Source organism: Streptomyces tailanensis, from assembly GCF_008386495.1.
Classification (GTDB): domain Bacteria; phylum Actinomycetota; class Actinomycetes; order Streptomycetales; family Streptomycetaceae; genus Streptomyces; species Streptomyces tailanensis.
Map to the genome: position 1 here is coordinate 31,093 of NZ_VTHJ01000017.1, position 25,396 is coordinate 56,488.

The window sequence follows — 25,396 nt, forward strand, 5'->3', positions numbered from 1 at the left end:
TACCTGCGCTACACCTCGCTCGCGGCCGCCTTCCGCAGCAGAAGGCCCCGCTCCCGCTCGTTCCGCGCCAGCCCCGCCGCGCGTTCGAACTCGGCCCGGGCCTCCGCCGTACGGCCCAGCCGGCGCAGCAGATCACCGCGGACGCTCGGCAGCAAGTGGTAGTCGCGCAGGGTGGGTTCGGTGGCGAGGCGGTCGACGATCTGAAGGGCGGGTTCCGGGCCGTCGGCCATCGAGACGGCGACCGCGCGGTTGAGTTCGACGACGGGGGACGGGGAGCGGGCGGCGAGAAGGGCGTAGAGGGTGGCGATCTTCGGCCAGTCCGTCTCCTCGTAGGTGTACGCCTGGGCGTGGCATGCGGCGATGGCCGCCTGGAGGGCGTACGGGCCGGGGGCGCCCGGGGAGAGGGCGGTGGCGCGGCCCAGGGCGGTGAAGCCACGGGTGATGAGAAGGCGGTTCCAGCGGCGGCGGTCCTGGTCCTTGAGGAGGACCGGTTCGCCGGACGGGCCGGTACGGGCGGCGGCTCGCGACTCCTGGATCTCCAACAGGGCCACCAGGCCGTGCACTTCGGGTTCCTTGGGCATCAGCCCCGCCAGCTGCCGGGCCAGCCGCAGGGCGTCCTCGCACAGGGCCGGGCGCAGCAGGTCGTCGCCGACGGTGGCCGCGTACCCCTCGTTGAAGATGAGGTAGATGACCTCCAGTACGGAGTCCAGCCGGGCCTGGCGGTCCGGGCCGTAGGGCACCTCGAAGGCGACGGCCTTGGCGGCGAGGGTCCGTTTGGCGCGCACGATGCGCTGGGCGACGGTCGCCTCCGGGGCGAGGAAGGCGCGGGCGATCTCCGGCGTGGTCAGACCGCCGAGGAGGCGGAGCGTGAGGGCGATGCGGGCCTCGGCGGAGAGTACCGGGTGGCAGGCGGTGAAGACGAGGCGGAGCAGGTCGTCGTCGATGTCGTCAGGGTCACGAAGGACAGACGGCTCGTCGAGGTGCGGCCCCGCCGCCTCCAGGTCCCGGCCCACCTCCGCGAGCTTCCGCGCGTACCGCTCCCGGCGCCGTACGAGGTCGATCGCGCGGTGCTTGGCCGTGGCCGTGAGCCAGGCGCCCGGGTTGTCCGGAACCCCGTCCCGCGGCCACCGCTCCAGCGCCGCGACCAGCGCGTCCTGCGCCAGCTCCTCCGCGATACCGACGTCCCGCACGATCCGGGCGACGCTGGCGATGACGCGGGGGGATTCAAGCCGGAAGACGGTGTCGATGGCGTTCACGGCGGACTGGGCGGGGCCGGCGGACTGGGCGGGGCCGGTGGGCTGTGATGTCACAGCCCACCATCAGACACCCGTACGGCCTCAGGGCAAAGGACGGGCCCGTCAGCCCTCCTGGATCTCCCGCACCTCGCACGTCACCGTCCAGTGCTCCTCGTGCACCTTCAGGAACCGCTTGGCCCACTCCACGGCCTCGGCCATGTCCTTGCACTGCATGAGCGCGTAGCCGCCCACGACCTCCTTGGTCTCGGTGAACGGCCCGTCGGTGACCGACAGTTCGCCGCCCTCCCAGCGCACCCTCTTCCCCTGCGCGGTCGGCATCAGCCCGGCGGTGTCGAGCATGACCCCCGCCTTGGTGATCTCCTCCAGCAGGTCCCCCATCCGCTGCATCAGCTCGGGGCTCGGCCCCTCGGCGGGCGCGGTGGACTCGTCGATCCGGACCATCGACAGATAACGCGGCATGGTGACTCCTTCGGTAAGGGCGGGCGGGGTCTCTTCCCGCCTCTCACCCTTGCGTCGAACGGGCCCCACGCGAATCGACACGGCCGCCATATTTTTTTCGAGATTCCTCGACAGCCTCGGCGGCCTCGACGGCCGGAGGCTCACTTCAACGACTCCCACAGCTCGGCCGCCTCCGGCTCGTCCGGGACCACGCGGTTGTGGTCCCAGAGGGCCGTGGTCACCGGCAGCGTCACGGTCTTCGTGTCGTCCGAGGACAGGCCCTTCAGGCTCTCGCCGAGGCTCATCAGTTCGCTCAGCGAGTCCAGCCCGGTGTCCGTCGTCAGGCTGCCTGTGATCGCGTCGGCGGCCTTGTAGAGCTCGGCGGGGTCGGTCAGGAGGTTCGTGGACGCGATCTGCTCCAACAACGACTTGACGAGCGTCTGTTGGAGGCCGATGCGGCCGAGGTCGCTGCCGTCGCCGACGCCGTGGCGGGTGCGGGCGAGGGCCAGGGCCTGTTCGCCGTCCAGGTGGTGGGTGCCGGCCTCCAGCGTCAGATGGCTGTCCTCGTCGTCGATGTCCTCGTCCGTGGTGACCGTGACGCCGCCGAGGGCGTCGACCAGCTTCGCGAAGCCCGAGAAGTCGATCTCGATGTAGTGGTCCATGCGGAGGTCCGTCATCGACTCGACCGTCTTCACCGCGCACACCGGCCCGCCCACCGCGTACGCGCTGTTGAACATCACGTTGTACGCGACCGATGTCGAACCGCCCGACTCCGTGGGGCAGGACGGGCGGGTGACCAGCGTGTCGCGCGGGATGCTGACCACCGTCGCCTCGGTGCGGCCCTCGTCGATGTGGACCACCATCGCCGTGTCGGAGCGGGCACCGGAGTCCTCGTCGCCGCCGCCGAGTTCGGCGTTCTCCTCGCCGCTGCGGGAGTCCGAGCCGAGGACGAGGATGTTCAGCGCGCCGCTCGGCAGTGGCGCGGCAGAGGCTGAAGGGGACACCTGGGTCTTCGCGGGGCGGTCGTCGCCGAGCGCGCTGTTGATGTCGACGCTCGTGATGTTGTCGTTGAGCTGCCAGAACGCCCAGCCTGCCCCACCCGCGCCGAGTACGAGGACGCCGGCGAGCGTGAATCCGATGACCTTCAGCCGGCGCGACCGCCGGCCCAGCCGTCTGTCCAAGCCCTCGTTGTCGTCCCCGTACTCGTTTCCTTCACCAGTCACACACAGGAACGTACGTCCGAATTGTTACGCGCAGGAACCTCCCGCGCGCTTTCCTTCGGGAATTCTCAGACTTCTCAGCCCAACGTCACCGTGGGCACCGGATTGCTCCCGCTCCACGACGCGTTGAACCCGAAGGTAACCGAACTGTCGTTCGACACACTTCCGTTCCAGGACGCGTTCGTACAGCTGACCGTCGTGCCGGTCTGCGTACAGGTCGCGTTCCAGGCCTGGCCGATCTGCTGCCCGGCCCCGAAGGTCCAGTTGACGCGCCAGGAGGAGAGCGAGGAGCCGCCCGCGCAACTGATCGTCACATTGCCGGTGAAGCCGGTGTTCCACTGGTTCGCCACGCTGTACGCCGCCGTGCAGCCGTCCGGCACCGGCGGCGAGGTGCCCGTGCCGCCGAGCGCGGTCACGATGCCGTAGTACGCGGGTTTCGGCGCGTAGTTCTCGTCGTACAGGGTCGCCGCGCCCTGGCCCGGGAAAGTGTCCGGGATCCAGGAGTCGGAGTCGGTGAAGCCCCAGACCGTGACGCCGGTGCACCGGATCACCGCCACGCACGCCTTCACCACGGCCTCGTACTCGGTGCGCTGCTGTGCCAACTTGGCCTCAGTGGCGGGGAGTTGCATACGGATGTCGAGTTCCGTGATGGCGACGTCCACGCCCAGGTCGGCGAAGCGCTGGATGTTCTGCTGGAGCGTGGAGGGGACCTGGCCCAGGATCAGGTGGGCCTGCAACCCCACCCCGTCGATCGGGACGCCGCGTGCCTTCAGGTCCCTGACCAGGTTGTACAGGGCGGTGCTCTTCGCGTTGACGCCCTCGACGTTGTAGTCGTTGATGTAGAGCTTGGCGGCCGGGTCGGCGGCGCGGGCGGCGGTCAGGGCCTGGGCGATGTAGTCAGTGCCGAGGCCGTTGTACCAGAGGGTCTGGCGGTAGGTGCCGTCCTCGTTGAACGGCTCGTTCACCACGTCCCAGGCGGCCAGCCGGCCCTTGTAGCGGCCGACTTCGAGTGCGATGTGGTCGTTCATCAGCTGGCTGAGCTGGGCGGGCGTCCAGGTGCCGTTCGTCAGCCAGCTCGGGTTCTGGCTGTGCCAGACGAGGGTGTGGCCGCGCACGTCCTGGTCGTGGGCCTCGGCGAAGTCGACGATCTGGTCGGCCTCGGTCCAGTTGAAGGTGCCCCGGGTCGGCTCGACGGAGCCCCACTTCATGGCGTTGCCGGGGGTGAGCCAGTTGAACTCCCGGCCCGCGATCTCACCGTACGTGCCGGTGAGCTTGGAGCCGGTCACGGCGGTGCCGATGGCTTTGCCCTTGGCGGCGGCGAGGTCGCGGAGGGGCGGGTCGGCGGCGTGGGCGGCAGGGGCCGCGATCAGGAGGGCGCCGAGCGCGACGACGCCGGTCAGCAAGGACGTGAGGGATAAGCCTGTTCTCAGAGATCTCATTGCGGGTGCCTCCGAAAGTTTCGGCTGTGCAACCGATTGACTTCGGAGCAGTCTGGGGCGCCGCACAACACTCGTCAATACACCGGCACCACTCCCCCCGCTAGACCGCCGGAGGTACCCCCGTACTGCTCCGCACCACCAAACTCGTAGCCAGCTCCACCCTCGTCGCCGCCGAAGACCCCTCGTGCCGCCCCAGGTCCAGCACCAGCCGGGCCGCCGCCTCGGCCATCTCCATCAGCGGCTGTCGTACGGTCGTCAGCGGCGGCCCCACCCAGCGGGCCACCGGCAGGTCGTCGAAGCCGACCACGCTCAGGTCCTCGGGGATGCGGAGCCCCAGTTCGCGGGCGGCTTCGTAGAGGCCGAGCGCCTGAAGGTCGTTGCCGGCGAAGACGGCGGTGGGGCGGTCGGGGCGGCGCAGCAGCTCCAGGCCCAGCCGGTAGCCGGTCTCGTGGTGGAAGTCCCCGGCCTTGATCAGATCGGCGTCGACCGGCAGCCCGGCGGTCTCCAGCGCGGCCCGGTAACCGTCGACCCGGGCGCGGCTGCACATCATCCGCGAGGGCCCGCTGATGGCGCCGATGCGCCGGTGGCCGAGTTCTATCAGGTGCCGGGTGGCGGCGAGGCCGCCCTGCCAGTTGGTGGCGCCGATCGAGGGCACGTCGTCGCCGGGGTCGCCCGCCGGGTCCATGACCACGAACGGGATGGACCTGCTGGTCAGCAGCGCACGCTGCGACTCGTCCAGCCCGGACAACACGAGCACGACACCGTGCGGGCGGCGGGCGGCGACCTGGTCGGCCCAGGTACGGCCCGGAGTGAGCCGCCCGGCACTCTCCGAGAGCACGACACTCAGCCCCTCCCCCCGGGCCACGTTCTCGACACCCCGGATGACCTCCATCGCCCAGGCGCTCTCCAGCTCGTGGAAGACCAGGTCGATCAGCGGGGACCGGGTCGCCTCGGCGCGCCGGCGCCGGTAGCCGTACTCGCGCAGCAGCTCCTCGACCCGGGTACGGGTCGCGGGGGCGACATCGGCACGGCCGTTGAGCACTTTCGAAACAGTCGGAGCCGAGACACCGGCCTGCCGGGCGATCTCGGCCAGCGTCGCCGTCTGCGTGGACGGCGACGTACGCACTCTTGTCTGGGTTTCCTCGGGCTTCACGGGCTTCATGGGCCGGATCGTATCCCTGCGCGACCTCTTGACGAACCCTTTCGACGGCCATAGGTTCCCGGAACATTCGAAGTACCACCCGAAACATTCGTCACGTTCGCGAGGGGTGCTGTCATGGAGTCGAACAGAGGTCGGACGTTCAGCAGGCGCTGGGTGCTCGGCGCCGGTGCCGCCTCGTTGCTCACCACCGGGCTCACCGCCTGCGGCGGCTCCGGCGGCGGCGCGGGCGGGGACGGCAAGACGATCACGGCGTTCGTGTACGGCGACGACGCGGTGAAGGTCCAGCAGGCCGGTGTCGCCCGGTTCAACAAGTCGGCCGCGGCGAAGAAGGCCGGCGGCACGGTCAAGCTCACCGAGGTCCCCGGCTCCGACTACTCCCCCAAGCTCCGCACGGCCATGGGCTCCCCGAGCGCCCCGGACGTCTTCTTCAACTGGGGCGGCGGCTCCATCAAGGCCTACGAGGAGGCGGACAAGCTCGTCGACCTCACCGACGTCATCGAGGGCGACCCGGTCCTCAAGAACGGCTTCCTGCCCTCGGTCCTCGCCGCCGGCGATCTCAAAGGCCGCCACTACGGCATCCCGATGCGCGGCATGCAGCCGGTGATCCTCTTCTACAACAAGTCCGTCTTCGCCGAGCACAACCTCCAGCCGCCCACCACCTGGGACCAACTCCTCGACAACAACGCCAAGTTGAAGAAGGCGAAGATCACCCCCTTCGCGCTCGGCGGCTCCGACATCTGGCCCGACCTGATGTGGCTGGAGTACCTGGTCGACCGCCTCGGTGGCCCCGAGGTCTTCAAGCGCATCCAGGACGGCGACGCCGAGGGCTGGGGCGACCCCGCCGTCCTCAAGGCCGCCGAACTGGTCAAGGAACTCATCGACGACGGCGCCTTCGGCTCCAAGTTCACCTCGGTTTCGTACGTCAACGGCGGCGCCCCCGCGGTCTTCGCGCGCGGCAAGGCCGCCATGCACCTGATGGGCTCATGGGAGTACTCCACCCAGCTCGGCAAGTTCCCGGACTTCGCCAAGAGCAACCTGGGCTGGGCCGCCTTCCCGACCGTCGAGGGCGGCACGGGCGACGTCCGCAACGTCGTCGGCAACCCCACCAACTACTGGTCGATCAACGCCCGTACGAAGAACAAGGACCTGGCGATCGGCTTCCTCAAGGACTGCGCCTCGGAGGCGTACGCCCAGGACCTCATCGACAACGGCGACGTCCCCACCACCTCCAACGCGGCCGACCTGCTGTCCTCCTCGCCCAACCCCGAGTACGCGAAGTTCCAGTACGACATGGTCCAGCAGGCCCCCGCCTTCACTCTCTCCTGGGACCAGGCACTCGGCGACGCGCTGGGCACCAAGATGCACACGGAGATAGGCAAGCTGTTCGCGGGGCAGTCCTCGCCGAGCGAGTTCGTGACGGCCTGCAAGGGGCTGAAGTGACCACGACGGTCGACAAGCGGCAGGCGGCCCCCACGGTTCCCACGGCCCCCACGAGGAACTCGCGGGTCGGCCGCCCCCACGCCGTCTGGGCCCTGCCCGCCGTCCTCTTCTTCACCTTCTTCGCCGTAGTCCCCATGGGCCTCGCCTTCTACCTCTCCTTCACCGAGTGGGACGGCCTCGGCGACCCCCGCCCCGTCGGCTTCGCCAACTGGCAAAAGCTCATCGACGACCCCCGCCTCACCCAGTCCCTCTCGCTGACCGTCGTCCTGACGGTCGCCAGCTGGGCGTTCCAGACGGTCGTGGCCCTGCTCCTCGGCGTATGGGCGGCGGGCCGCCAGCGCAACCGGGCCGTCCTCTCCGCGATCTTCTTCGTCCCGTTCCTGCTCTCCTCCACCGCCATCGCGATCCTCTTCTACGCCCTCCTCGACCCGAACTTCGGCATCATCCAGAAGGACACCCTGGGCTCGCAGAGCGGCGCGTTCCTCGCGATCGTCTTCGTCGGCGGCTGGCAGTTCATCCCGTTCCACACCCTGATCTACCAGGGCGGGGCCCGCCAGATCCCCGAGGTCCTCTACCAGGCGGCGGCCATCGACGGCGCCGGCCGCTACCGCCAGTTCTTCTCGATCACGCTCCCGCAGCTGCGCCACACGATCACCACGTCCACGGTCCTGATGGTGGTCGGCTCACTGACGTACTTCGAGACCGTCCTGATCCTCACCAAGGGCGGCCCCGGCACGGACACCGCGATTCTGCCGTACCTGATGTACGAGGCGGGCTTCAAGACGTACGACTTCGGCTACGCGAGCGCCATCGCATCCTTCCTGGTCCTGGCCGCGACGGGCCTCTCGCTCGTCCTGGTCCGGCTGACGGGCTTCGGCACCATGCGCAGCACCCGCGAAGGGATGTGACGGAGTGTCACACGATACGTTGCCGCGTCCGACGAAGACCCGTCAGCCGGAGGAGAACCGGCCCGTGGAGTCACCCCGCCGACGCCACTGGACGAAGCGCGCCAACCCGGTGGCGGGCCTGGGCTCGTTCATCTGGCTGCTCATCGTCCTAGTCCCGATCTACGCGATGCTGTCGGCCTCCCTCACGGGCGCGGACAAGGCCCTGACCGGCAACCCCCTGCGCCCACCGTCCGAACCCACTCTCGACAACTACGGCACCGTCCTCGACAGCGACTTCGGCCATCTCCTCAGCAACACGGCGATCGTGGCGATCGTGGTCGTAGGCATCGTCCTCACCCTCTCGATCCCCCTGGCCTACGTCGCCGTCCGCACCCGCGACCGCTGGTCGAACGCGGCGTTCCGCCTGTTCCTGCTGGGTGTGGCGATCCCGGCGCAAGCAGTGGTCGTCCCTCTGTACCTGCTGATCGCGAAACTCGGCCTCTACGACACTCTCCCGGCCGTCATCCTCCCGACGGCCGCCTTCGCCATGCCGGTCTCGGTCCTGGTCCTGGTGGGCACGCTCCGGGACGTCTCCGAAGACCTGTATGAGGCGATGGCCCTGGACGGCGCGTCCCCCCTGCGGATGTTGTTCCAGCTGACGATCCCGCTCGCCAAGGGCGGCATCAGCACGGTCGTCATCTACTCCGCGCTCCAGGCCTGGAACGGCTTCCTCTTCCCCCTGATCTTCACCCAGTCCGACGGCCCCCGGGTCCTCACCCTCGGACTCTTCAACTACGTCAGCCAGTTCGGCGTCAACATCCCCGCCCTGCTCGCCTCGGTCGTCCTCTCCGGCATCCCCATCTTCGCCGTGTACCTGGTGGCGCGGCGGGCACTGGTGGGCGGGTTGATGGGGGTGGGGGGCAAGTGATCCGCCAGACCACCAGTCCTCACCAGCTGTTGAAACTCACCAACCCCTGAAGGAGTTTCATGACCACGGCCCCTTGGCGTGACCCCGCCCTGCCCGCAGCGGCCCGGGTCGAGGACCTGCTCTCCCGGATGACCCTGGAGGAGAAGACCGCCCAGCTGTACGGCGTGTGGGTGAAGGCCGATGCGACCGGCGAGGACATCGCCCCCGACGAGGAGGGCATGACGGAGTCGTTCGACTTCGACGAGCTGATCACCCGGGGCCTCGGCCAGCTCACCCGCGCCTTCGGGACGGCCCCCGTGGACCCGGCGCTGGGCGCGCAGGCACTGGCCCGCGCCCAGCGCCGCATCATGGCCGCGAACCGCTTCGGCATCCCGGCGGTCGCCCACGAGGAGTGCCTGGCGGGCTTCACGGCATGGCAGGCCACGGCATACCCGGTCCCCCTCGCCTGGGGCGCGTCCTTCGACCCGCCCCTCGTCGAGGAGATGGCCCGGCACATCGGCCGCGACCTGGCCTCCGTGGGCGTGCACCAGGGCCTGGCCCCCGTCCTGGACGTCGTCCGCGACCCGCGCTGGGGACGGGTCGAGGAGACGATCGGCGAGGACCCGTACCTGGTGGGCACGATCGGCACGGCGTACGTACGGGGCCTGGAGTCGGCCGGGATCGTGGCGACGCTGAAGCACTTCGCCGGGTACGCGGCGTCCGTGGGCGCCCGCAACCACGCGCCCGTACGGGCCGGTGTACGCGAATTCGCGGACGTGACCCTGCCCCCGTTCGAGATGGCGCTACGGGATGGTGGCGCCCGCTCGGTGATGGCCGCCTACACGGAGACGGACGGCGTCCCGGTCTCGGCGGACCCGCGCCTCCTCACCGAACTCCTCCGCGACGACTGGGACTTCACCGGCACGGTCGTCTCCGACTACTTCGGCGTCGGCTTCCTGGAGACGAACCACCGCGTGGCGGGAAACCGCGCGGAGGCCGCCCACGCGGCGCTGGCGGCGGGCGTGGACGTGGAACTGCCGACTCTGCGCTGCTACGGCGAGTCCCTGGTGACGGCCGTACGCGCGGGCGAGATCCCCGAGTCCCTGGTGGACCGGGCGGTCCGCCGAGTCCTGCTGCAAAAATGCGAACTGGGCTTGCTGAACGAGGACTGGACCCCAGAGCCCGCCGCCCCAACCAAGGTCGACCTGGACCCCCCGGTGAACCGCGCCCTGGCCCGGCGCCTGGCGGAGGAGTCGGCCGTCCTCCTGGACAACCCCGACGACGTACTACCGCTCGCCCCCGACATCAGGATCGCGGTGGTGGGCCCCCGGGCCGACGACTCGCTGGCCATGCTGGGCTGCTATTCGTTCCCGTCCCACGTCCTCCCGGCCCACCCCGGCACCCCGCTGGGCATCGAGATCCCCACGGTCCTGGAGTCCCTGCGCGGCGAACTCCCGGACGCGAAGATCACGTACGCCCCCGCCTGCGACGTCGACGGCGACGACACCGCCGGCTTCCCGGAAGCGGTCGCCCGCGCGGCGGAGGCGGACGTCTGCGTGGCGGTGCTCGGCGACCGGGCGGGCCTCTTCGGCCGCGGCACCTCCGGCGAGGGCTGCGACGCGGAGGACCTCCGGCTGCCGGGCGTCCAGGCTCGATTGCTGGACGCACTGGCGGCGACGGGCACGCCGGTGGTGCTGGTCCTCCTCACCGGTCGCCCGTACGCGCTGGGCCGCTGGAGCGGCCAGCTGGCGGCGACGCTCCAGGCGTTCTTCCCCGGGGAGGAGGGCGGCCCGGCGGTGGCGGGAGTGCTGTCGGGCCGCGTCTCCCCCTCGGGCCGCCTCCCGGTGAGCGTCCCGCACCGCCCCGGCGGCCAGCCGTGGACGTACCTCCAGCCACCGCTGGGTCTGGTGGGCGCGGCCAGCAACCTCGACCCGACGCCGCTGTACCCGTTCGGGCACGGCCTGTCGTACACGACATTCGCATGGGAGGACTTCACGGGTGGCGAGGAGGAGCCGCCGGAGATCGCCACGGACGGTACGTACGACGTGTCGCTGACCGTCCGCAACACGGGCGACCGCGCGGGCGCGGAGGTCGTGCAGCTGTACCTGCACGACCCCGTGGCCTCGGTGACCCGCCCCGACATCCGCCTGATCGGCTACCGCCGCCTGGAGCTGGAGCCGGGCGAGGCCCGACGCGTGACCTTCCGCTTCCACGCCGACGTGTCGTCCTTCACGAACCGCTCCGGACGCCGGGTGGTCGAACCGGGCGCCCTGGAACTGCGGTTGAGCGCGTCAACGACGGACGTACGCCACCGGGCACGCCTGACGCTGACCGGTCCGGTACGCGAGCTGAGCCCGGACCGCCGGTTGCACTGCGCGACGGAGGTCCAAGCCGTGGAGTCCTGACGCTCAGTCCGCCCCCACCGACTCGAACCGCCACCGATGCACCGCCCGGCTGACCAACTCCCCACCCGGCTCCGGCAGTTCGGGCAACTCGGCGTCGTACGCCGCGTCCCACCACGTGATGACCAGCACGCGATCCTGAGGCGCCCGGAAGATCTCCCGGCGCAGGAGCCGCCCGTTGTCCGGCAGCTCCTGCGCCCGGGCCCAGGCGAGCAGTTCGCCCCCGCGCCCCTCGACGGCCCGGGCCTCCCACATCAACGCGACGGTCATGAGTACAGGTTGTCCTTGGCCAGCTCATGCACATGATCGTGATCATGCGTATGCGACGCACCCGGCACATGAGGATCCGTAACGGGCAGCGACGAGTCCGCCGACAGATCCCAATCGGAGGCGGACCGCCCCCGGGCCACCATCTCGGCACCCAGCGCCGCCACCATCGCCCCGTTGTCCGTGCACAACTTCGGCCGAGGCACCCGGAGCCGAATCCCGGCCGCCTCGCACCGCTCCTGGGCAAGCACCCGCAGCCGGGAGTTGGCGGCGACACCGCCGCCGATCATCAGGTGATCCACACCCTGGTCCTTGCAGGCCCGTACGGCCTTGCGGGTCAGCACGTCCACGACCGCTTCCTGGAAGGAAGCCGCCACATCCCGCACCGGCACCTCCTCCCCCGCCGCACGCTTGGCCTCGATCCAGCGGGCCACGGCGGTCTTCAACCCGGAGAAGGAGAAGTCGTACGCGGGATCGCGGGGCCCGGTGAGCCCGCGCGGGAAGGCGATCGCGTCCGGGTCCCCTTCCCGCGCGTACCGGTCGATGACCGGCCCGCCCGGGAACCCCAGATCGAGCACGCGGGCGATCTTGTCGAAGGCCTCGCCCGCCGCGTCGTCGATGGTCGCGCCCATCGGCCGTACGTCCGACGTGATGTCCGTCGAGAGCAGCAAGGACGAGTGACCGCCGGACACCAGCAGCGCCATCGTCGGCTCGGGCAGCGCCCCGTGCTCCAGCTGGTCGACGCAGATGTGCGACGCGAGGTGGTTGACGCCGTACAACGGCTTCCCCAGCGCGTACGCGTATGCCTTCGCCGCAGAGACCCCCACCAGCAGGGCACCGGCGAGCCCCGGCCCCGCCGTGACCGCGATGCCGTCGAGGTCCTTGGCGCTGACCCCCGCCTCCTTCAGCGCCCGGTCGATGGTCGGGACCATCGCCTCCAGATGGGCCCGCGAGGCCACCTCGGGCACGACACCACCAAAACGGGCGTGCTCGTCGACGCTGGACGCGATCGCGTCCGCGAGCAACGTCCTCCCCCGGACGACACCGACACCGGTCTCGTCGCAGGAGGTCTCGATCCCCAGGACCAGGGGTTCGTCAGCCATTGATCTCGGTTCCTTGTACGGAGGTCGAAGGGGAGTTGAGGCACATGACCAGGGCGTCGACGTTGCCCGGCTGGTAGTAGCCGCGGCGGAAGCCGATCGCCTCGAAGCCGAAGCGCTCGTACAGCTTCTGGGCACGAACGTTGTCGACCCGGCATTCGAGCATCACCTGGGCGCACTCGAACGCGGTCGCGGCCCGCAGCAGCTCGGTCAGGATCAGCGCGCCGAGCCCGGTGCCCCAGTGGTCGCGGGCGACGGCGATGGTCTGTACGTCGGCGACGTCACCGGCGGCGGCGACGCCCCCGTACCCGACGATCGGCCCGCCCGCCGGGTCCTCGGCTACGACGTACCGCCGGGTCGCCTCAGGCCCGCGCGCATGGGCGAGGTCCGACCAGAACATGCCCCGGGACCAGGCGTCCTCGGGGAAGAGGTCCTTCTCCAGCTCCAGTACGGGCTCGATGTCCCACCAGCGCATCTCGCGCAGCACCGCGGTCGTCACTTGGGGGTGACCACCTTGTAGTTCTTGGGCACCTGGGCGTCGGGCCGGCGCAGGTACAGCGGCCGGGGCGCCGGCAGTTCCTCACCCTTGCCCAGCCGCTCGGCGGCCAGCGCGGCGAGGGCGGCCGCGGAGACATGCTCGGGCGCGCGGGCGTCCGGGAAGGTGTCGGGGTAGAGCAGCGCGCCCGCCCCGACCGCCGGCAGCCCGGCGACCACGTCGGCGATCTCGGCGGGCCGGTCGACGGCCGGTTCCGTCACTCTCGTCCGCGGATCCTCGTACCGCGCCCAGTAGACCTCCTTGCGCCGGGCGTCGGTCGCCACGACGAAGGGGCCCTCGACCTCGGCCGCGTACGCGAGCCCGTCGAGCGTGCACAGTCCGTGGACGGGGACGCCGAGGGCGAGCCCGAAGGTGTCGGCGGTCATGAGCCCGACGCGCAGCCCGGTGTACGGGCCGGGGCCGACGCCGACGACGACGCCGGTGACGGCGTCCAGCCGGACGCCCGCCTCGGCGAGGACCCGGTCGACGGCGGGCAGCAGCAGTTCCCCGTGCCGACGCGCGTCCACCTGGCTCGACGCGGCGACGACGTCCGTCCCGTCGTGCAGCGCGACGGTGACGGCGGGGGTGGCGGTATCCAGAGCGAGCAAGAGCACGCAAACAGCCTACGGCGCTTCCGCCGGACGCACGGCCGCCCGGGACCACAGCCACTCTGCTGCTACCGTCACAGCACAGACGTACTTCAAGGGCGTACGTGGGTACGAGAGGTGGGCACACAAGGTGGCCAGTAGCAGCTCGGGATTCGTGGCCGGGCTCACCGCGGCGGCCATCGCCGCAGTCGGTTTCCTCACCTATCAGGCGTCGGCGAACGTCCCCGACGACCTCGGGAAGCCGTCCGCCTCCGACACCCCGGCGGCCAAGAAGTCCAAGGCGCCCGCCGAGCAGGAGAAGGACAGGGCCGAGGCCCTCCCCGAGTCCTCGGGCACCGGCGAACGCGTCGTCTACTCCCTCGACGAGGACCGCGTCTGGCTGGTCGGCGCGGGCGAGAAGATCACCCGCACCTTCGAGGTCACCCCCAGCACGGTCGACCCCGCCCCCGCCACCTACACCGTCACCTCCCGCTCCGCCGCCGTCACCGGCTCCGACGGCACCCCCATCGAACACGTGGTCCGCTTCGCCACGGTCGACGGCGTGGTCATCGGCTTCAGCGCGGCGGTCGACGGCTCCACCCCCCAGCCCGACCCCACCACCAAAACAGGCGGCATCCGCGAGTCCCGCAAGGACGGCAAGGCCATGTGGGACTTCGCGGGAATCGGCACGAAGGTGGTTGTGGTCGAGTAAGGGGCGCCTCGTAACCGTCGGGCGCGACCTTTTAGGGGCGCGGGGCTGTATCGATCTGCGGCTCCGCCGCGCGGGCGCGAGAAACCCCCGCTCACCCGCAGCCGCGATACGACCCCGAACCCCCTCCCGGAGCGCTACGCAGCCTTGGGCCGCCGCACATCAACAGGCTTGGCCGCAACCTCACGCGGCGGTGTAGACACCACCTTCGCCGCCGCACACGCAGCCAAAAGGTCCCGCATCGACACCCCGCCAATCCCAGAGGGCTTCCGTCGATCTGACGCTGGCATGGACGCCTCCTGGTGCACCCGGCGAACCAAGTTAGGTAGACCTAACCAAGGACTGGTTACCATGTGACCACGCCGAAGACGCCGAACGCAACATCTTGCCGACACCTTGTCGGAACCTACGCAGAAACCGACATCAGGCCGAGAGCGCGCCCAGCTCCACCGAGGCCCATCGCTCCCCCAGCCCGGTCACCGTCACATGCCGCACCTCATCGGCCGTATCCCCGACCGCCCGATGAATGACGACATTCAGCCGGTCGTCCGTCAGCTCCTCGACCTTCCCCTCGCCCCACTCCACCACGATCACGGAATCCGGCAGCGAGACATCAAGATCAAGGTCCTCCATCTCGTCCAGCCCGCCGCCCAGGCGATACGCGTCGACGTGAACGAGCGGCGGCCCACCCGCGAGCGACGGATGCACCCGGGCGATGACAAAGGTCGGCGAGGTGACCGCCCCCCGCACCCCGAGCCCCTCCCCGAGCCCCCGGGTCAGAGTCGTCTTCCCCGCCCCCAGCTCCCCGTTGAGCATGACGAGATCGCCCGCACGCAGCAGCTTGGCCAGGCGGCGGCCCAGCTCCAGCATCTGCTCGGGAGAAGTAACGGTGATCTCGACGGACGACGAGGACGACATGGGCTCACCCGGGACGTGCGGTGCTGCTGGCGCTTCCATAACCACTTACGGTAGCCCCTGCCGGTACGGCCCCCACGCGAGTGAGCAGGTCGGCGAGCCGGTCCGTGACGAGCTCGGGGTGCTCCAGCATCACCAGATGCCCGGCGTCCGGTACGAGCACGAGCTCCGCGTCGGGCAGCAGATCGGCGATGGCCTCGCTGTGCTCACTCGGCGTGACGAGGTCCTTGACCCCGGCCAGCACGAGCACCGGCAGTCCGGCGAACGCCGCCAGCGCCTCGGCCTTGTCGTGTTCGGTGAACGCCGGATAGAACTCGGCGACGACGTCGATCGGCGTGCCCTCGATCATCCGCTCGGCGAACCGCGCTACGGCGGGGTCGACGTCCCGGGACGCGAACGAGTACCGCTTGATGATCCCGGCGAACAGGTCGGTGGTCGCCCGCCGCCCCCGCTCCACCAGCGCGGCCTGCTGCCCCAGCGCCTTCAGCACGCCCGGCAGCACCCGCCGCACCGCGTTGACGCCCGCGACCGGCAGCCCGAAGTTGACCTCGCCGAGCCGCCCCGACGACGTACCGACCAGGGCGACCGCGACGACCCGTTCCCCGATCAGCTCGGGGTACTGGTCGGCCAGGGCCATGACGGTCATACCGCCCATGGAGTGCCCGACGAGCACGATGGGCCCCTCGGGGGCGGCCGCGTCGATGACGGCCTTCAGGTCGCGCCCGAGCCGGTCGATGGTGACCGGCGCCGCGTCGGGCGTCCGGGCAGCACGGCCGGAGCGGCCGTGGCTGCGCTGGTCCCAGTGCACCATCCGTACTACACCGCGCAGCGCGGCCCGCTGGAAGTGCCAGGAGTCCTGGTTGAGGCAGTAGCCGTGGCTGAAGACGACGGTGACCGGAGCCGGGGCCTTGCGGCCGAAGAGCCGGCGTCTGCGGGACGACAGGCCGGCGTCGGGCTCGACGTCGTCGACCTCGTAGTACAGCTCGGTGCCGTCGTCCGCGTACGCCTTGCCGGGGGTGCCGCGCAGCGCGCCGTACGGGCCGGTGGAGTCGAGCGCGAGGCGGGCCTTCTTGCGCATGCCGCGTCCGACGGTGAGCCGCTCTATGGCGACACCGGCGGCGGCGCCCGCGGCGACCACGCCTATCGCGGCCCCCGCGATTCCGGCCCTGCGCCAGATCCCGTCGGCGGAGGCCGCCGCGGCGGCCGCGCTCGCGACGGCCTCCACGGCCTCCGCGCTGCCTTCGCTCACGTCCGCTCCTCTTCGCCGACTTCCGGTGCTGCCGCTCGTATACGTGTACTACCCGTACGGAGTTACCCGTCTCGTTCGTCTTTCACTTACTCGTGCTCTTACTCATCGTGAAGTACGGGGCTCACTCACCCGTGTTCACATAGACGCGCGGAACGCGGGTTCCGATCCGCGTCACGATCTCGTACCCGATGGTTCCGGCCGCCTGCGCCCAGTCCTCGGCGGTCGGCTCGCCCCGGTCGCCCGTCCCGAACAGCACCACCTCGTCCCCGGCGGCGGGTTCGTCCCCGCCGAGGTCGACGACGAACTGGTCCATGGCGACCCGTCCGGCGGCCGTCCGCCATTTGCCGCCGACCAGCACGGGCCCGGTGCCGGAGGCGTGCCGGGGAATGCCGTCCGCGTAGCCGACGGGAACCAGGCCGAGGGTCGTGGCGCCCGGGGTGACGTAGTGGTGCCCGTAACTGACGCCGTGGCCCCCGGACACGTGCTTGACGAGCGCGAGCGCGGCGCTGAGCCGCATCACCGGGCGCAGCCCGAGGTCGGCCGAACTGCCCAGCTCCGGGCTGGGTGAGATCCCGTAGACGGCGATGCCCGTCCGTACGAGGTCGAAGTGGGCGTCGGGGAGGGTGAGCGTGGCGGGCGAGTTGGCGATGTGCCGTACCTCGGGGCGCACGCCCCGCTCCTCGGCGTACGCCACCATCGCGCGGAAGCGGGTGAGCTGGGCCTCGATGGACGGATGGCCGGGCTCGTCGGCGCAGGCGAAGTGCGACCAGAGCCCGGTGACCGAGATGACCCCGTCCGCCTCCGCGCGCAGCGCTTCGTCGACGAGGTCTGTCCAGTCGTCGGGCTGACACCCGTTCCGCCCGAGTCCGGTGTCGGCCTTGAGCTGTACGCGCGCGCGTACGCCCGCCTGCCGGGCCGCCTCCGTGACCTCCCGCAGCGCCCACATGCCGCTGACCGAGACGTCCAGGTCGGCCTCGACGGCCTCCCGCCAGGGCCCGCCCGGGGTCCAGAGCCAGCACATGATCCGCCCCGGCAGCCCCGCCGCCCGCAGTGCGAGCGCCTCCTCCGGCGTCGCCGTCCCCAGCCAGGCCGCCCCCGCCTCGACCGCAGCCCGGGCACACCGCACGGCCCCATGGCCGTACGCGTCCGACTTGACCACGGCCATCAGGGCGGCACCCGGCGCCAGCGCGCGCAACGTCCGCACATTGGCCCGCAGGGCATCCAGATCGATCTCGGCGCGGGCCCGCAACGGCGAGCTCCGCAGAGGTGCTGTCTCACTCATGTCAGCCCCAGTGTCTCAGAGCCCACGGACACTCCCCCGGCCCACCTTGATTCATGTACCCGGCCGCCGCCCCCACACGAAAACCCGGTCCCCCTTCTTCAGAACCCCCCACAACGCCCGCGCGTCCGCCAGCCGCAGATTCACGCACCCCATGGACCCGATCTGCGTGTACAGGGACCCGTACACCGCATGAAACGCCTGGCCCCCGCTGAAGAACTGGCTGTACGGCATGGGCTGGTGGTACAGCGTCGACCAGTGGTTCTTGTGCTTCCAATAGACCTTGTGCCAGCCGGCCCGCGTCGGATACTGCCGCCGCCCGCTCCGCATCGGCACCGGCCCGAACACCGCCTTCTTCCCCTTCTGCACCCAGGTCAGCTGCCGGGACAGATCCACACACGCCACCTTGTACGTACGCTCCGGGCACTTCCCGGCCGCGTTGGGCTGCTTCCGGGCAGACAGCTGCTGCATCCGCACCCAGGTCACCGGCCCCGCGAACCCGATCGCCGGCTTGATGCGGTACTTGACCTGGAACGCCCGGATGGCGAGACAGTCCGCACGCGACTGCTTCCCATCCACTTTCTTCCGCTTCAGCCACCGCTCGACCTGCTTCTGATACGGCCCGGTCAGCTTCGTGCAGGAGACCTCGGCCTTGGCGACGGCCGCCGCCTCGCTGAGCGGCACGTACTCGATGAGGTCGTACGTCCCGGCCGCCGCGTCCGCCGGCTCGCTCGCCTCCTCCTCGGCGCCCGGCTCGTACACCTGCGGCGGCAACACCTGGTCCGGCGTATCGATCGACCAGGGCTGGTTGGGGCCGGGCGGCACCCCGGGGACGAGTTGTCCGCTGCCAGGTCCGGGGGCAGGGACGGGCGGCGCGGGGTCGGCCAGGGCGCCTTCCGTGGGGAGAACGGTCAGCACGGCGAGAAGCGCGGCCACACCACGGAACGTCATTTGTCTGCTCGTCATGCGATCAGCCATACGTGCCGTGCACGCGCGCGTGGACGTGCCGCGCGTCGGGTCACCCGATATGCGCGCGGGATGTCACCCGATATGAGGGCTCACCGGAGACCCTACTGTCACGTAGAGTCACATAGAGCACACGGCAGGTCGCGACGGGGCGACACGCCAGGACGACACAGGGGTTGATATGTGCGGAATCGTGGGATACATCGGCTCGCAGTCCGCCCTCGACGTGGTCCTGGCCGGGCTGAAACGGCTGGAGTACCGGGGCTACGACTCGGCGGGCGTGGCGATGCCGGCCGACGGGGGCCTGGCCGCCGCCAAGAAGGCGGGGAAGCTGATCAACCTGGAGAAGGAGTTGGTCGGCCGTCCGCTGCCCACCGGCACCACCGGTATCGGCCACACACGCTGGGCCACGCACGGCGGCCCCACGGACACCAACGCCCACCCGCACCTCGACAACGCGGGCCGGGTGGCCGTCGTCCACAACGGCATCATCGAGAACTTCGCCGCGCTCCGCGCCGAACTGGCCGAGCGGGGCCACGACCTGGTGTCCGAGACGGACACGGAGGTGGTGGCACATCTGCTCGCCGAGGAGTTCTCGTCGTGCGACGACCTCGCGGAGGCGATGCGGCTGGTGTGCCGACGCCTGGAGGGCGCGTTCACGCTGGTCGCGGTGCACGCGGACGCGCCGGACGTGGTCGTGGGCGCCCGCCGGAACTCGCCGCTCGTGGTGGGCGTTGGAGAGGGCGAGGCCTTTCTCGCCTCGGACGTCGCCGCGTTCATCGCCCACACGCGGTCGGCGATCGAGCTGGGTCAGGACCAGGTGGTGGAGCTGCGCCGGGACGGCGTGACGGTGACGACGTTCGACGGCCGCCCCGCCGACGTGCGCACCTACCACGTCGACTGGGACGCGTCGGCGGCCGAAAAGGGGGGGTATGACTACTTCATGCTCAAGGAGATCGCCGAGCAGCCCAAGGCGGTCGCCGATACGCTCCTGGGCCGTATCGACGCCTCGGGCTCACTGACGCTGGACGAGGTCCGCATCGGCGCGGCCGAACTGCGCGAGGTGGACAAGGTGGTCATCGTCGCGTGCGGTACGGCGTTCCATGCCGGCCTCATCGCCAAGTACGCCATCGAGCACTGGACGCGGGTCCCGTGCGAGGTGGAGCTGGCGAGCGAGTTCCGATACCGGGACCCCATCCTCGACCCCCGCACCCTCGTCATCGCGATCTCCCAGTCCGGCGAGACCATGGACACCCTGATGGCGCTGCGCCACGCCCGCGAGCAGGGGGCCCGCGTCCTCGCGATCTGCAACACCAACGGCTCGACGATCCCCCGCGAGTCGGACGCGGTGCTGTACACCCACGCGGGCCCGGAGGTCGCGGTCGCGTCGACGAAGGCGTTCCTGACCCAACTGGTGGCCTGCTACCTCGTCGCGCTCTACCTCGGCCAAGTGCGGGGCACCAAATGGGGCGACGAGATCCAGGCGGTGATCCGCGACCTCTCCAGAATCTCCTGCGAGGTGGAGCGGGTCCTCGAAACCATGGAGCCGGTACGGGAGTTGGCCCGCACGCTGGCCACGAAGAACACGGTGCTGTTCCTGGGCCGCCATGTCGGCTACCCGGTCGCCCTCGAAGGCGCCCTGAAACTCAAGGAACTGGCCTACATGCACGCGGAGGGCTTCGCGGCGGGCGAGTTGAAGCACGGCCCGATCGCCCTGATCGAGGAGGACCTCCCGGTGGTGGTCGTGGTTCCGTCCCCCGCCGGCCGCTCCCTCCTCCACGACAAGATCGTCTCCAACATCCAGGAGATCCGAGCGAGAGGCGCCCGCACGATCGTCATCGCGGAGGAGGGCGACGAGACGGTGGTCCCGTACGCCGACCACCTGATCCGCATCCCGCCGACGCCGACCCTGCTCCAGCCGTTGGTCGCGACGGTCCCTCTCCAGGTCTTCGCCTGCGAGTTGGCGACCGCCCGGGGCAACGAGGTGGACCAGCCGAGGAACCTGGCGAAGTCGGTGACGGTGGAGTGACGTCGTAGGGTGCGGCCCATGCCCATCATCGGAGTCGGCATCGACGTCGCCGAGATCGACCGCTTCCGCGCCGCCATGGAACGCACCCCCACCATGGCCGAACGCCTCTTCCTGCCGAGCGAGCTCCTCCTCCCGAGCGGCGAACGCCGAGGCATCGCCTCCCTCGCCGCCCGCTTCGCCGCCAAGGAAGCCCTCGCCAAGGCCCTGGGCGCCCCCGCCGGCCTCCACTGGACCGACGCCGAGGTCTACGTGGAACCCACCGGCCAACCCCGCCTCCGAGTAACCGGCACAGTAGCGGCCCGCGCCGCCGAACTGGGCGTCAGCTCCTGGCACATCTCGTTGAGCCACGACGCGGGGGTGGCCTCGGCGGTGGTGGTGGCGGAGGGGTAGAGCCCTTACCCGACTGCGGGCAATCGTGCCGCTGGGGCGATGGGGGTACCTCCCGCTCATGGGGGCCCCTCCCGCTCGAGCGAAGCCGAGAGTGGGGGAGAAGTCGAGAGTGGGGGAGGGTGGGCGCAGCGGCACCTCGTAGCGCCGAGCTGCGCACCCCACCCCCGCCCAGCCCCAACGCCGGGTGCCCCCCCCAAGCCCGGCTGCCCTCGCACCCGCCCCCACCCACAAGGCAGACTCACCCCATGCGCTCAGCCCACCGCGTAGAAACCGTCCGCACAGCCGAACGCACCCTCATGGCCCAACTCCCCGACGGCGCCCTGATGCAGCGCGCGGCCGCAGGCCTGGCCGCGGCCTGCGCAGCCACCCTCCCCCATGTCTACGGCAGCCGCATCGTCCTTCTCACCGGCAGCGGCGACAACGGCGGCGACACCCTCTACGCAGGCGCCCGCCTGGCCAAACGCGGCGCAGGAGTGACGGCCGTCCTCCTCAACCCCACCCGCACCCACCCCGAAGCCCTCAAGGCCCTCCTCCGGACAGGCGGCACCACAACGACCCCCACCGCCCAAACCACCCCGGCCCTCATCGACCGAGCCGACCTCATCCTCGACGGCATCGTCGGCATCGGCGGCAAGGGCGGCCTCCGCCCCGAAGCCGCCCCCCTGGCCGAACTCGCAGCCGCCTCCCCCGCCACCGTCGTATCCGTCGACCTCCCCAGCGGCATCGAACCCGACACGGGCGAGGTGAACGGCCCGGCCATCCACGCCGACCTCACCGTCACCTTCGGCACCCACAAACCGGGCCTGCTCATCGACCCGGCCCGCGAGCACGCCGGCTCCGTACGCCTGATCGACATCGGCCTCGCCAGCGCCCTCCCCACCACCGCCGACCTGGAGTCCCTCCAGCACGCCGACGTGGCCGCCCTGCTCCCCCACCCGTCTCAGGAGAGCGACAAGTACCGCCGGGGAGTGGTCGGCATCGCGGCAGGCTCGGCCCACTACCCGGGCGCGGCGGTCCTCGCGGTCGCGGGTGCCCTACGCGGCGGCGCGGGTGCCGTCCGCTACGTGGGCCCGGCCGCGGACGCCGTACTGGCCCGCTTCCCGGAAACCCTGGTGTCGGACAGGGGCCCGAGAAGGGCCGGCCGTGTCCAGGCGTGGGTGACCGGCCCCGGCGCCGGCGACGACGCGGCCCCGGTCGCCGAGGCCCTCTCCACCGACGTCCCCGTCCTCCTCGACGCGGACGGCCTCCGCCTGGCGGACCGCGACACCGTACGAGCCCGCACGGCGCCCACGCTCATGACGCCGCACGCCGGCGAGGCCGCGGCCCTCCTGGGCGTCTCCCGCGAGGAGGTGGAGTCGGCCCGCCTCACCGCCGTACGCGACCTGGCCCGCGACTACCACGCCACGGTCCTCCTCAAGGGCTCCACGACCCTGATCGCCACCCCCGACGACGACACCCCGGTCCGCGTCAACCCCACCGGCACCCCCTGGCTCGCCACGGCCGGCAGCGGCGACGTCCTCTCCGGCCTCGCGGGCTCCCTCCTCGCCGCCGGCCTCGCCCCCCTGGACGCGGCAAGCGCGGCCGCCTACCTGCACGGCCTGGCGGGCCGCTACGCCGCGAACGGCGCGCCCACAAGCGCCCAGGACGTAGCGGAAGCCATCCCGGCGGCCTGGCGCGACATCACGAAGGCCTGACGGCCCTCTACTCCCCGTCCTCTATCCGCTCGATGGCCTCCCGCACCATCCCCAGATACTCGACCTCCTCGCACCGCGGCTTGCTTCCCATCCGGTACATGTCGAGGCAGTCGTAGAGGTACTCCCCGAGATCCTCGTCCGGCAGATCGACCGCCAGTTCGCTGCACACGCGCCCGGTGAGATCCGGTTGATCAACGCGCGTGGATTTCCGACGCAGGACATTCTGAATACGCATGGCGGCAGTCCCCCAAAGCCCATGACCATGACCCGCATGGTCGGTCGAAAGGCGGCTCCCTCCCGACTGGCCCGGACGCTAGACCCCTTCACCACCTCAGGTCCATACTTTGACCACAGTTCACACACAGTAATGACACAGCCGTACAGCGGCGTGACGGACCCCACCCACCACCCCGCCCGCCACCCCGTTCGAACTCCGTTAACAATGGACTGTGATCTCTCCGGTCTCCTCGATGCCCCGGAGCGCCCACCGGCAGCGGCCGGAGGCGACTCCCTACGTCGACCTCACCCGTTCCGAGTGGAGCGCGCTGCGCGACAAGACGCCGCTGCCGCTGACCGCCGAGGAGGTCGAGAAGCTGCGCGGCCTGGGCGATGTCATCGACCTCGACGAGGTACGGGACATCTACCTGCCGCTGTCCCGCCTCCTCAACCTCTACGTGGGCGCCACGGACGGCCTGCGCGGCGCCCTGAACACCTTCCTGGGCGAACAGGGCTCCCAGTCCGGCACCCCGTTCGTCATAGGCGTCGCCGGCTCCGTGGCGGTCGGCAAGTCGACCGTCGCCCGCCTCCTCCAGGCCCTCCTCGCCCGCTGGCCCGAGCACCCGCGCGTGGAGCTGGTCACCACGGACGGCTTCCTGCTCCCGATGAAGGACCTCCAGGAGCGCGGCCTGGTCTCGCGGAAGGGTTTCCCCGAGTCGTACGACCGCCGGGCGCTCACCCGTTTCGTCGCCGACATCAAGGCCGGCAAGGACGAGGTGACGGCCCCCGTCTACTCCCACCTCATCTACGACATCGTCCCGGACCGACGGCTCACGGTCCGCCGCCCCGACATCCTCATCGTCGAAGGCCTGAACGTCCTTCAGCCCGCCCTCCCCGGCAAGGACGGCCGCACCCGCGTCGGTCTCGCCGACTACTTCGACTTCAGCGTGTACGTCGACGCGAGCCCCGACGACATCGAACGCTGGTACCTCAACCGCTTCAAGAAGCTCCGCCAGACCGCCTTCCAGAACCGGGACTCGTACTTCCGCAAGTACACCCAGGTCTCCGAGGAAGACGCCCTCGACTACGCCCGCGGCCTCTGGCGCACCATCAACAAGCCCAACCTGGTCGAGAACATCGCCCCCACCCGGGGCCGTGCCGCGCTCATCATCCGCAAGGGCACCGATCACAAGGTCCAACGGCTCAGCCTGCGCAAGCTGTGAGACGGCGCCCCATGGACGTAACGCCGAGCTGTTAGACAGAGGCCATGCTGCATCTGCGCCTGATCACGCCGCCGGACAAGACCGACGAGGTGGTGCGCCTGATCGAGAAGAGAGTCGGGACGACTCACCTCGTCGTCATGGCGGGCGCCGCCCGCAACCCCGCCGGCGACGTCGTGATGTGCGACGTCGCACGCGAGGCGGGCGACGAACTGATCGGCGCGCTCAGGGCGTCGGGCCTCGACGAGACCGGCTCCATCGCGGTGGAGAACATCGACCTGTCGCTCTCCAAGCGCGCCGACAAGGCCGAGGCGGAGGCACCCGGCGAGGGCGCGGACGCGGTCCTGTGGGAGCACCTGGCAGACGCGACACACGAGGAGTCGACGCTCTCCATCACCTACGTCGCCTTCATCACCCTCGCCACGATGATCGCGGCCTGCGGCGTCGTCCTCGACAACGCCATCCTGATCGTGGGCGCGATGGCGGTCGGCCCCGAGTTCGGCCCCCTGGCCGGCTTCAGCACGGCCATCGTCCAACGCCATCCGCGCCTCGCCCTGCGCTCCCTGATCGCCCTCCTCGTGGGCTTCGCGGTGGCGATGGCCGTGACGGTCGCCTTCAGCCTCTTCATGGACTCGCTCGGCTACTTCACCGAGGCCGAACTGGAGGCCACCCGCCCCAACACCGCCTTCGTCTACGCCCCCGACGCCTTCTCCTTCGTCGTGGCCGTCCTGGCCGGCATCGCGGGCACCCTCTCCCTGACCTCGGCCAAGTCGGGCGCCCTGGTAGGCGTGGCCATCTCGGTCACCACGGTCCCGGCGGCCGCCAACGCCGCGGTGGCCCTGAGCTACGGCGACATGAAGCAGACGGTCGGCTCCACGGAGCAACTGCTCCTGAACCTCCTGGGCATCATCCTGGCCGGCACCCTGACCCTGCTCTTCCAGAAGTGGCTCTGGTCCAAGCCGCGCAAGGGAAACAGCGCCTCGTAACCGGGGGTCACAGGGGCGCGGGGCTGTGCTTATGTGCGGCTCCGCCGCGTGGGCGCGACAAGCCACAACGATCCCGCAGCCCGCCAACAACCGCAGCCCCCAC

The 25,396-nt window shown here is 70.5% G+C and carries 24 protein-coding genes; 10 read left to right on the forward strand and 14 right to left on the reverse strand.

What is annotated here, in order from left to right:
* Positions 1 to 8: 8 nt before the first annotated feature.
* From F3T56_RS16145 to F3T56_RS16165, 5 genes are all read right to left on the reverse strand, one after another.
* Positions 9 to 1,310: an RNA polymerase sigma factor gene (locus F3T56_RS16145; RefSeq protein WP_149825884.1), complete on the reverse strand. Its 1,302-nt coding sequence runs from the start codon at positions 1,308 to 1,310 to the stop codon at positions 9 to 11.
* Positions 1,311 to 1,358: 48 nt separating this feature from the next.
* A complete protein-coding gene (locus tag F3T56_RS16150; RefSeq protein ID WP_149825885.1) occupies positions 1,359 to 1,715 on the reverse strand; it encodes a YciI family protein in 357 nt (118 codons plus the stop codon).
* Positions 1,716 to 1,855: 140 nt separating this feature from the next.
* Positions 1,856 to 2,917, reverse strand: coding sequence for an LCP family protein (locus tag F3T56_RS16155; RefSeq protein WP_172638974.1), 1,062 nt, complete (start codon positions 2,915 to 2,917; stop codon positions 1,856 to 1,858).
* A 74-nt stretch (positions 2,918 to 2,991) separates the two neighbouring features.
* A complete protein-coding gene (locus F3T56_RS16160; RefSeq protein ID WP_149825887.1) occupies positions 2,992 to 4,353 on the reverse strand; it encodes a glycoside hydrolase family 10 protein in 1,362 nt (453 codons plus the stop codon).
* A 100-nt stretch (positions 4,354 to 4,453) separates the two neighbouring features.
* The gene (locus F3T56_RS16165) at positions 4,454 to 5,515 is read right to left on the reverse strand and encodes a LacI family DNA-binding transcriptional regulator (RefSeq protein ID WP_149825888.1); all 1,062 of its coding nucleotides are present in this window, start codon (positions 5,513 to 5,515) and stop codon (positions 4,454 to 4,456) included.
* Between the two features lie 114 nt (positions 5,516 to 5,629).
* Here F3T56_RS16165 and F3T56_RS16170 point away from each other — a divergent pair, with 114 nt between their 5' ends.
* Genes F3T56_RS16170 through F3T56_RS16185 form a run of 4 tightly spaced genes read left to right on the forward strand, consistent with a single transcriptional unit; the run spans position 5,630 to position 11,154 of the window.
* Positions 5,630 to 6,955, forward strand: a complete 1,326-nt coding sequence (locus tag F3T56_RS16170; protein WP_149825889.1) for an ABC transporter substrate-binding protein — start codon at positions 5,630 to 5,632, stop codon at positions 6,953 to 6,955.
* Positions 6,952 to 7,863 carry a carbohydrate ABC transporter permease gene (locus tag F3T56_RS16175; RefSeq protein ID WP_149825890.1) on the forward strand — a complete coding sequence of 304 codons (912 nt, stop codon included), beginning with the start codon at positions 6,952 to 6,954 and terminating at the stop codon, positions 7,861 to 7,863. Before F3T56_RS16170 ends, F3T56_RS16175 begins: the two co-directional genes overlap by 4 nt.
* 4 nt (positions 7,864 to 7,867) lie before the next feature.
* Positions 7,868 to 8,770: a carbohydrate ABC transporter permease gene (locus F3T56_RS16180; protein WP_425473577.1), complete on the forward strand. Its 903-nt coding sequence runs from the start codon at positions 7,868 to 7,870 to the stop codon at positions 8,768 to 8,770.
* Between the two features lie 59 nt (positions 8,771 to 8,829).
* Positions 8,830 to 11,154 (forward strand): beta-xylosidase/alpha-l-arabinosidase, encoded by a 2,325-nt coding sequence (locus F3T56_RS16185; protein WP_149825892.1) that lies wholly within the window; start codon positions 8,830 to 8,832, stop codon positions 11,152 to 11,154.
* A gap of 3 nt (positions 11,155 to 11,157) precedes the next feature.
* Here F3T56_RS16185 and F3T56_RS16190 read toward each other — a convergent pair whose 3' ends face one another.
* From F3T56_RS16190 to tsaB, 4 genes are read right to left on the reverse strand one after another with little or no spacing between them, the layout of a single operon-like run.
* Positions 11,158 to 11,421: a hypothetical protein gene (locus tag F3T56_RS16190; RefSeq protein ID WP_149825893.1), complete on the reverse strand. Its 264-nt coding sequence runs from the start codon at positions 11,419 to 11,421 to the stop codon at positions 11,158 to 11,160.
* Entirely contained in the window at positions 11,418 to 12,521 is a 1,104-nt protein-coding gene (tsaD, locus tag F3T56_RS16195; protein WP_149825894.1) for a tRNA (adenosine(37)-N6)-threonylcarbamoyltransferase complex transferase subunit TsaD, read from the reverse strand. Before tsaD ends, F3T56_RS16190 begins: the two co-directional genes overlap by 4 nt.
* A complete protein-coding gene (rimI, locus tag F3T56_RS16200) occupies positions 12,514 to 13,017 on the reverse strand; it encodes a ribosomal protein S18-alanine N-acetyltransferase (protein WP_149825895.1) in 504 nt (167 codons plus the stop codon). The genes tsaD and rimI overlap by 8 nt, the downstream gene beginning before the upstream one ends.
* Positions 13,014 to 13,667 (reverse strand): tRNA (adenosine(37)-N6)-threonylcarbamoyltransferase complex dimerization subunit type 1 TsaB, encoded by a 654-nt coding sequence (tsaB, locus tag F3T56_RS16205; protein ID WP_149825896.1) that lies wholly within the window; start codon positions 13,665 to 13,667, stop codon positions 13,014 to 13,016. The genes rimI and tsaB overlap by 4 nt, the downstream gene beginning before the upstream one ends.
* Before the next feature lie 124 nt (positions 13,668 to 13,791).
* On the opposite strand from tsaB, the gene F3T56_RS16210 reads away from it, so the two are divergent.
* Complete coding sequence (locus F3T56_RS16210; RefSeq protein WP_172638975.1) at positions 13,792 to 14,352, forward strand: hypothetical protein; 561 nt, start codon at positions 13,792 to 13,794, stop codon at positions 14,350 to 14,352.
* A 420-nt stretch (positions 14,353 to 14,772) separates the two neighbouring features.
* On the opposite strand, the gene tsaE is transcribed toward F3T56_RS16210, so the two are convergent.
* The 4 genes from tsaE to F3T56_RS16230 form a co-directional block, all read right to left on the reverse strand.
* Complete coding sequence (gene tsaE / locus F3T56_RS16215) at positions 14,773 to 15,306, reverse strand: tRNA (adenosine(37)-N6)-threonylcarbamoyltransferase complex ATPase subunit type 1 TsaE (protein WP_149825897.1); 534 nt, start codon at positions 15,304 to 15,306, stop codon at positions 14,773 to 14,775.
* Complete coding sequence (locus F3T56_RS16220) at positions 15,272 to 16,513, reverse strand: alpha/beta fold hydrolase (protein WP_149825898.1); 1,242 nt, start codon at positions 16,511 to 16,513, stop codon at positions 15,272 to 15,274. Before F3T56_RS16220 ends, tsaE begins: the two co-directional genes overlap by 35 nt.
* Before the next feature lie 121 nt (positions 16,514 to 16,634).
* On the reverse strand, positions 16,635 to 17,795 hold the full coding sequence (alr, locus tag F3T56_RS16225) for an alanine racemase (RefSeq protein ID WP_149825899.1): 1,161 nt from the start codon (positions 17,793 to 17,795) through the stop codon (positions 16,635 to 16,637).
* A 51-nt stretch (positions 17,796 to 17,846) separates the two neighbouring features.
* Positions 17,847 to 18,758, reverse strand: a complete 912-nt coding sequence (locus tag F3T56_RS16230; RefSeq protein WP_172638976.1) for a L,D-transpeptidase family protein — start codon at positions 18,756 to 18,758, stop codon at positions 17,847 to 17,849.
* 181 nt (positions 18,759 to 18,939) lie between these two features.
* Between F3T56_RS16230 and glmS the strand changes: the two genes are divergently transcribed.
* The 3 genes from glmS to F3T56_RS16245 all read left to right on the forward strand — a co-directional run bounded on the left by glmS (position 18,940) and on the right by F3T56_RS16245 (position 22,871).
* The gene (gene glmS / locus F3T56_RS16235) at positions 18,940 to 20,787 is read left to right on the forward strand and encodes a glutamine--fructose-6-phosphate transaminase (isomerizing) (protein WP_149825900.1); all 1,848 of its coding nucleotides are present in this window, start codon (positions 18,940 to 18,942) and stop codon (positions 20,785 to 20,787) included.
* 18 nt (positions 20,788 to 20,805) lie between these two features.
* Complete coding sequence (locus F3T56_RS16240) at positions 20,806 to 21,177, forward strand: holo-ACP synthase (protein WP_149825901.1); 372 nt, start codon at positions 20,806 to 20,808, stop codon at positions 21,175 to 21,177.
* Positions 21,178 to 21,422: 245 nt separating this feature from the next.
* Positions 21,423 to 22,871, forward strand: a complete 1,449-nt coding sequence (locus tag F3T56_RS16245; protein WP_172638977.1) for an NAD(P)H-hydrate dehydratase — start codon at positions 21,423 to 21,425, stop codon at positions 22,869 to 22,871.
* Positions 22,872 to 22,878: 7 nt separating this feature from the next.
* On the opposite strand, the gene F3T56_RS16250 is transcribed toward F3T56_RS16245, so the two are convergent.
* The gene (locus tag F3T56_RS16250) at positions 22,879 to 23,040 is read right to left on the reverse strand and encodes a hypothetical protein (protein WP_172638978.1); all 162 of its coding nucleotides are present in this window, start codon (positions 23,038 to 23,040) and stop codon (positions 22,879 to 22,881) included.
* 301 nt (positions 23,041 to 23,341) lie between these two features.
* On the opposite strand from F3T56_RS16250, the gene coaA reads away from it, so the two are divergent.
* Both coaA and F3T56_RS16260 read left to right on the forward strand, forming a co-directional pair.
* Positions 23,342 to 24,310, forward strand: coding sequence for a type I pantothenate kinase (gene coaA, locus F3T56_RS16255; RefSeq protein ID WP_172638979.1), 969 nt, complete (start codon positions 23,342 to 23,344; stop codon positions 24,308 to 24,310).
* A 44-nt stretch (positions 24,311 to 24,354) separates the two neighbouring features.
* Positions 24,355 to 25,293 carry a DUF389 domain-containing protein gene (locus F3T56_RS16260; protein ID WP_149825904.1) on the forward strand — a complete coding sequence of 313 codons (939 nt, stop codon included), beginning with the start codon at positions 24,355 to 24,357 and terminating at the stop codon, positions 25,291 to 25,293.
* Positions 25,294 to 25,396: the final 103 nt, after the last annotated feature.

Coding starts and splice junctions, on each gene's coding strand:
- F3T56_RS16150 (WP_149825885.1), bottom strand. CDS start 1,715: ATGCCGCGTTATCTGTCGATGGTCCGGATCGACGAGTCCACCGCGCCC.
- F3T56_RS16160 (WP_149825887.1), bottom strand. CDS start 4,353: ATGAGATCTCTGAGAACAGGCTTATCCCTCACGTCCTTGCTGACCGGC.
- F3T56_RS16165 (WP_149825888.1), bottom strand. CDS start 5,515: ATGAAGCCCGTGAAGCCCGAGGAAACCCAGACAAGAGTGCGTACGTCG.
- F3T56_RS16170 (WP_149825889.1), top strand. CDS start 5,630: ATGGAGTCGAACAGAGGTCGGACGTTCAGCAGGCGCTGGGTGCTCGGC.
- F3T56_RS16185 (WP_149825892.1), top strand. CDS start 8,830: ATGACCACGGCCCCTTGGCGTGACCCCGCCCTGCCCGCAGCGGCCCGG.
- F3T56_RS16190 (WP_149825893.1), bottom strand. CDS start 11,421: ATGACCGTCGCGTTGATGTGGGAGGCCCGGGCCGTCGAGGGGCGCGGG.
- tsaD (WP_149825894.1), bottom strand. CDS start 12,521: ATGGCTGACGAACCCCTGGTCCTGGGGATCGAGACCTCCTGCGACGAG.
- tsaE (WP_149825897.1), bottom strand. CDS start 15,306: ATGGAAGCGCCAGCAGCACCGCACGTCCCGGGTGAGCCCATGTCGTCC.
- alr (WP_149825899.1), bottom strand. CDS start 17,795: ATGAGTGAGACAGCACCTCTGCGGAGCTCGCCGTTGCGGGCCCGCGCC.
- F3T56_RS16230 (WP_172638976.1), bottom strand. CDS start 18,758: ATGACGAGCAGACAAATGACGTTCCGTGGTGTGGCCGCGCTTCTCGCC.
- glmS (WP_149825900.1), top strand. CDS start 18,940: ATGTGCGGAATCGTGGGATACATCGGCTCGCAGTCCGCCCTCGACGTG.
- F3T56_RS16240 (WP_149825901.1), top strand. CDS start 20,806: ATGCCCATCATCGGAGTCGGCATCGACGTCGCCGAGATCGACCGCTTC.
- F3T56_RS16245 (WP_172638977.1), top strand. CDS start 21,423: ATGCGCTCAGCCCACCGCGTAGAAACCGTCCGCACAGCCGAACGCACC.
- coaA (WP_172638979.1), top strand. CDS start 23,342: ATGCCCCGGAGCGCCCACCGGCAGCGGCCGGAGGCGACTCCCTACGTC.
- F3T56_RS16260 (WP_149825904.1), top strand. CDS start 24,355: ATGCTGCATCTGCGCCTGATCACGCCGCCGGACAAGACCGACGAGGTG.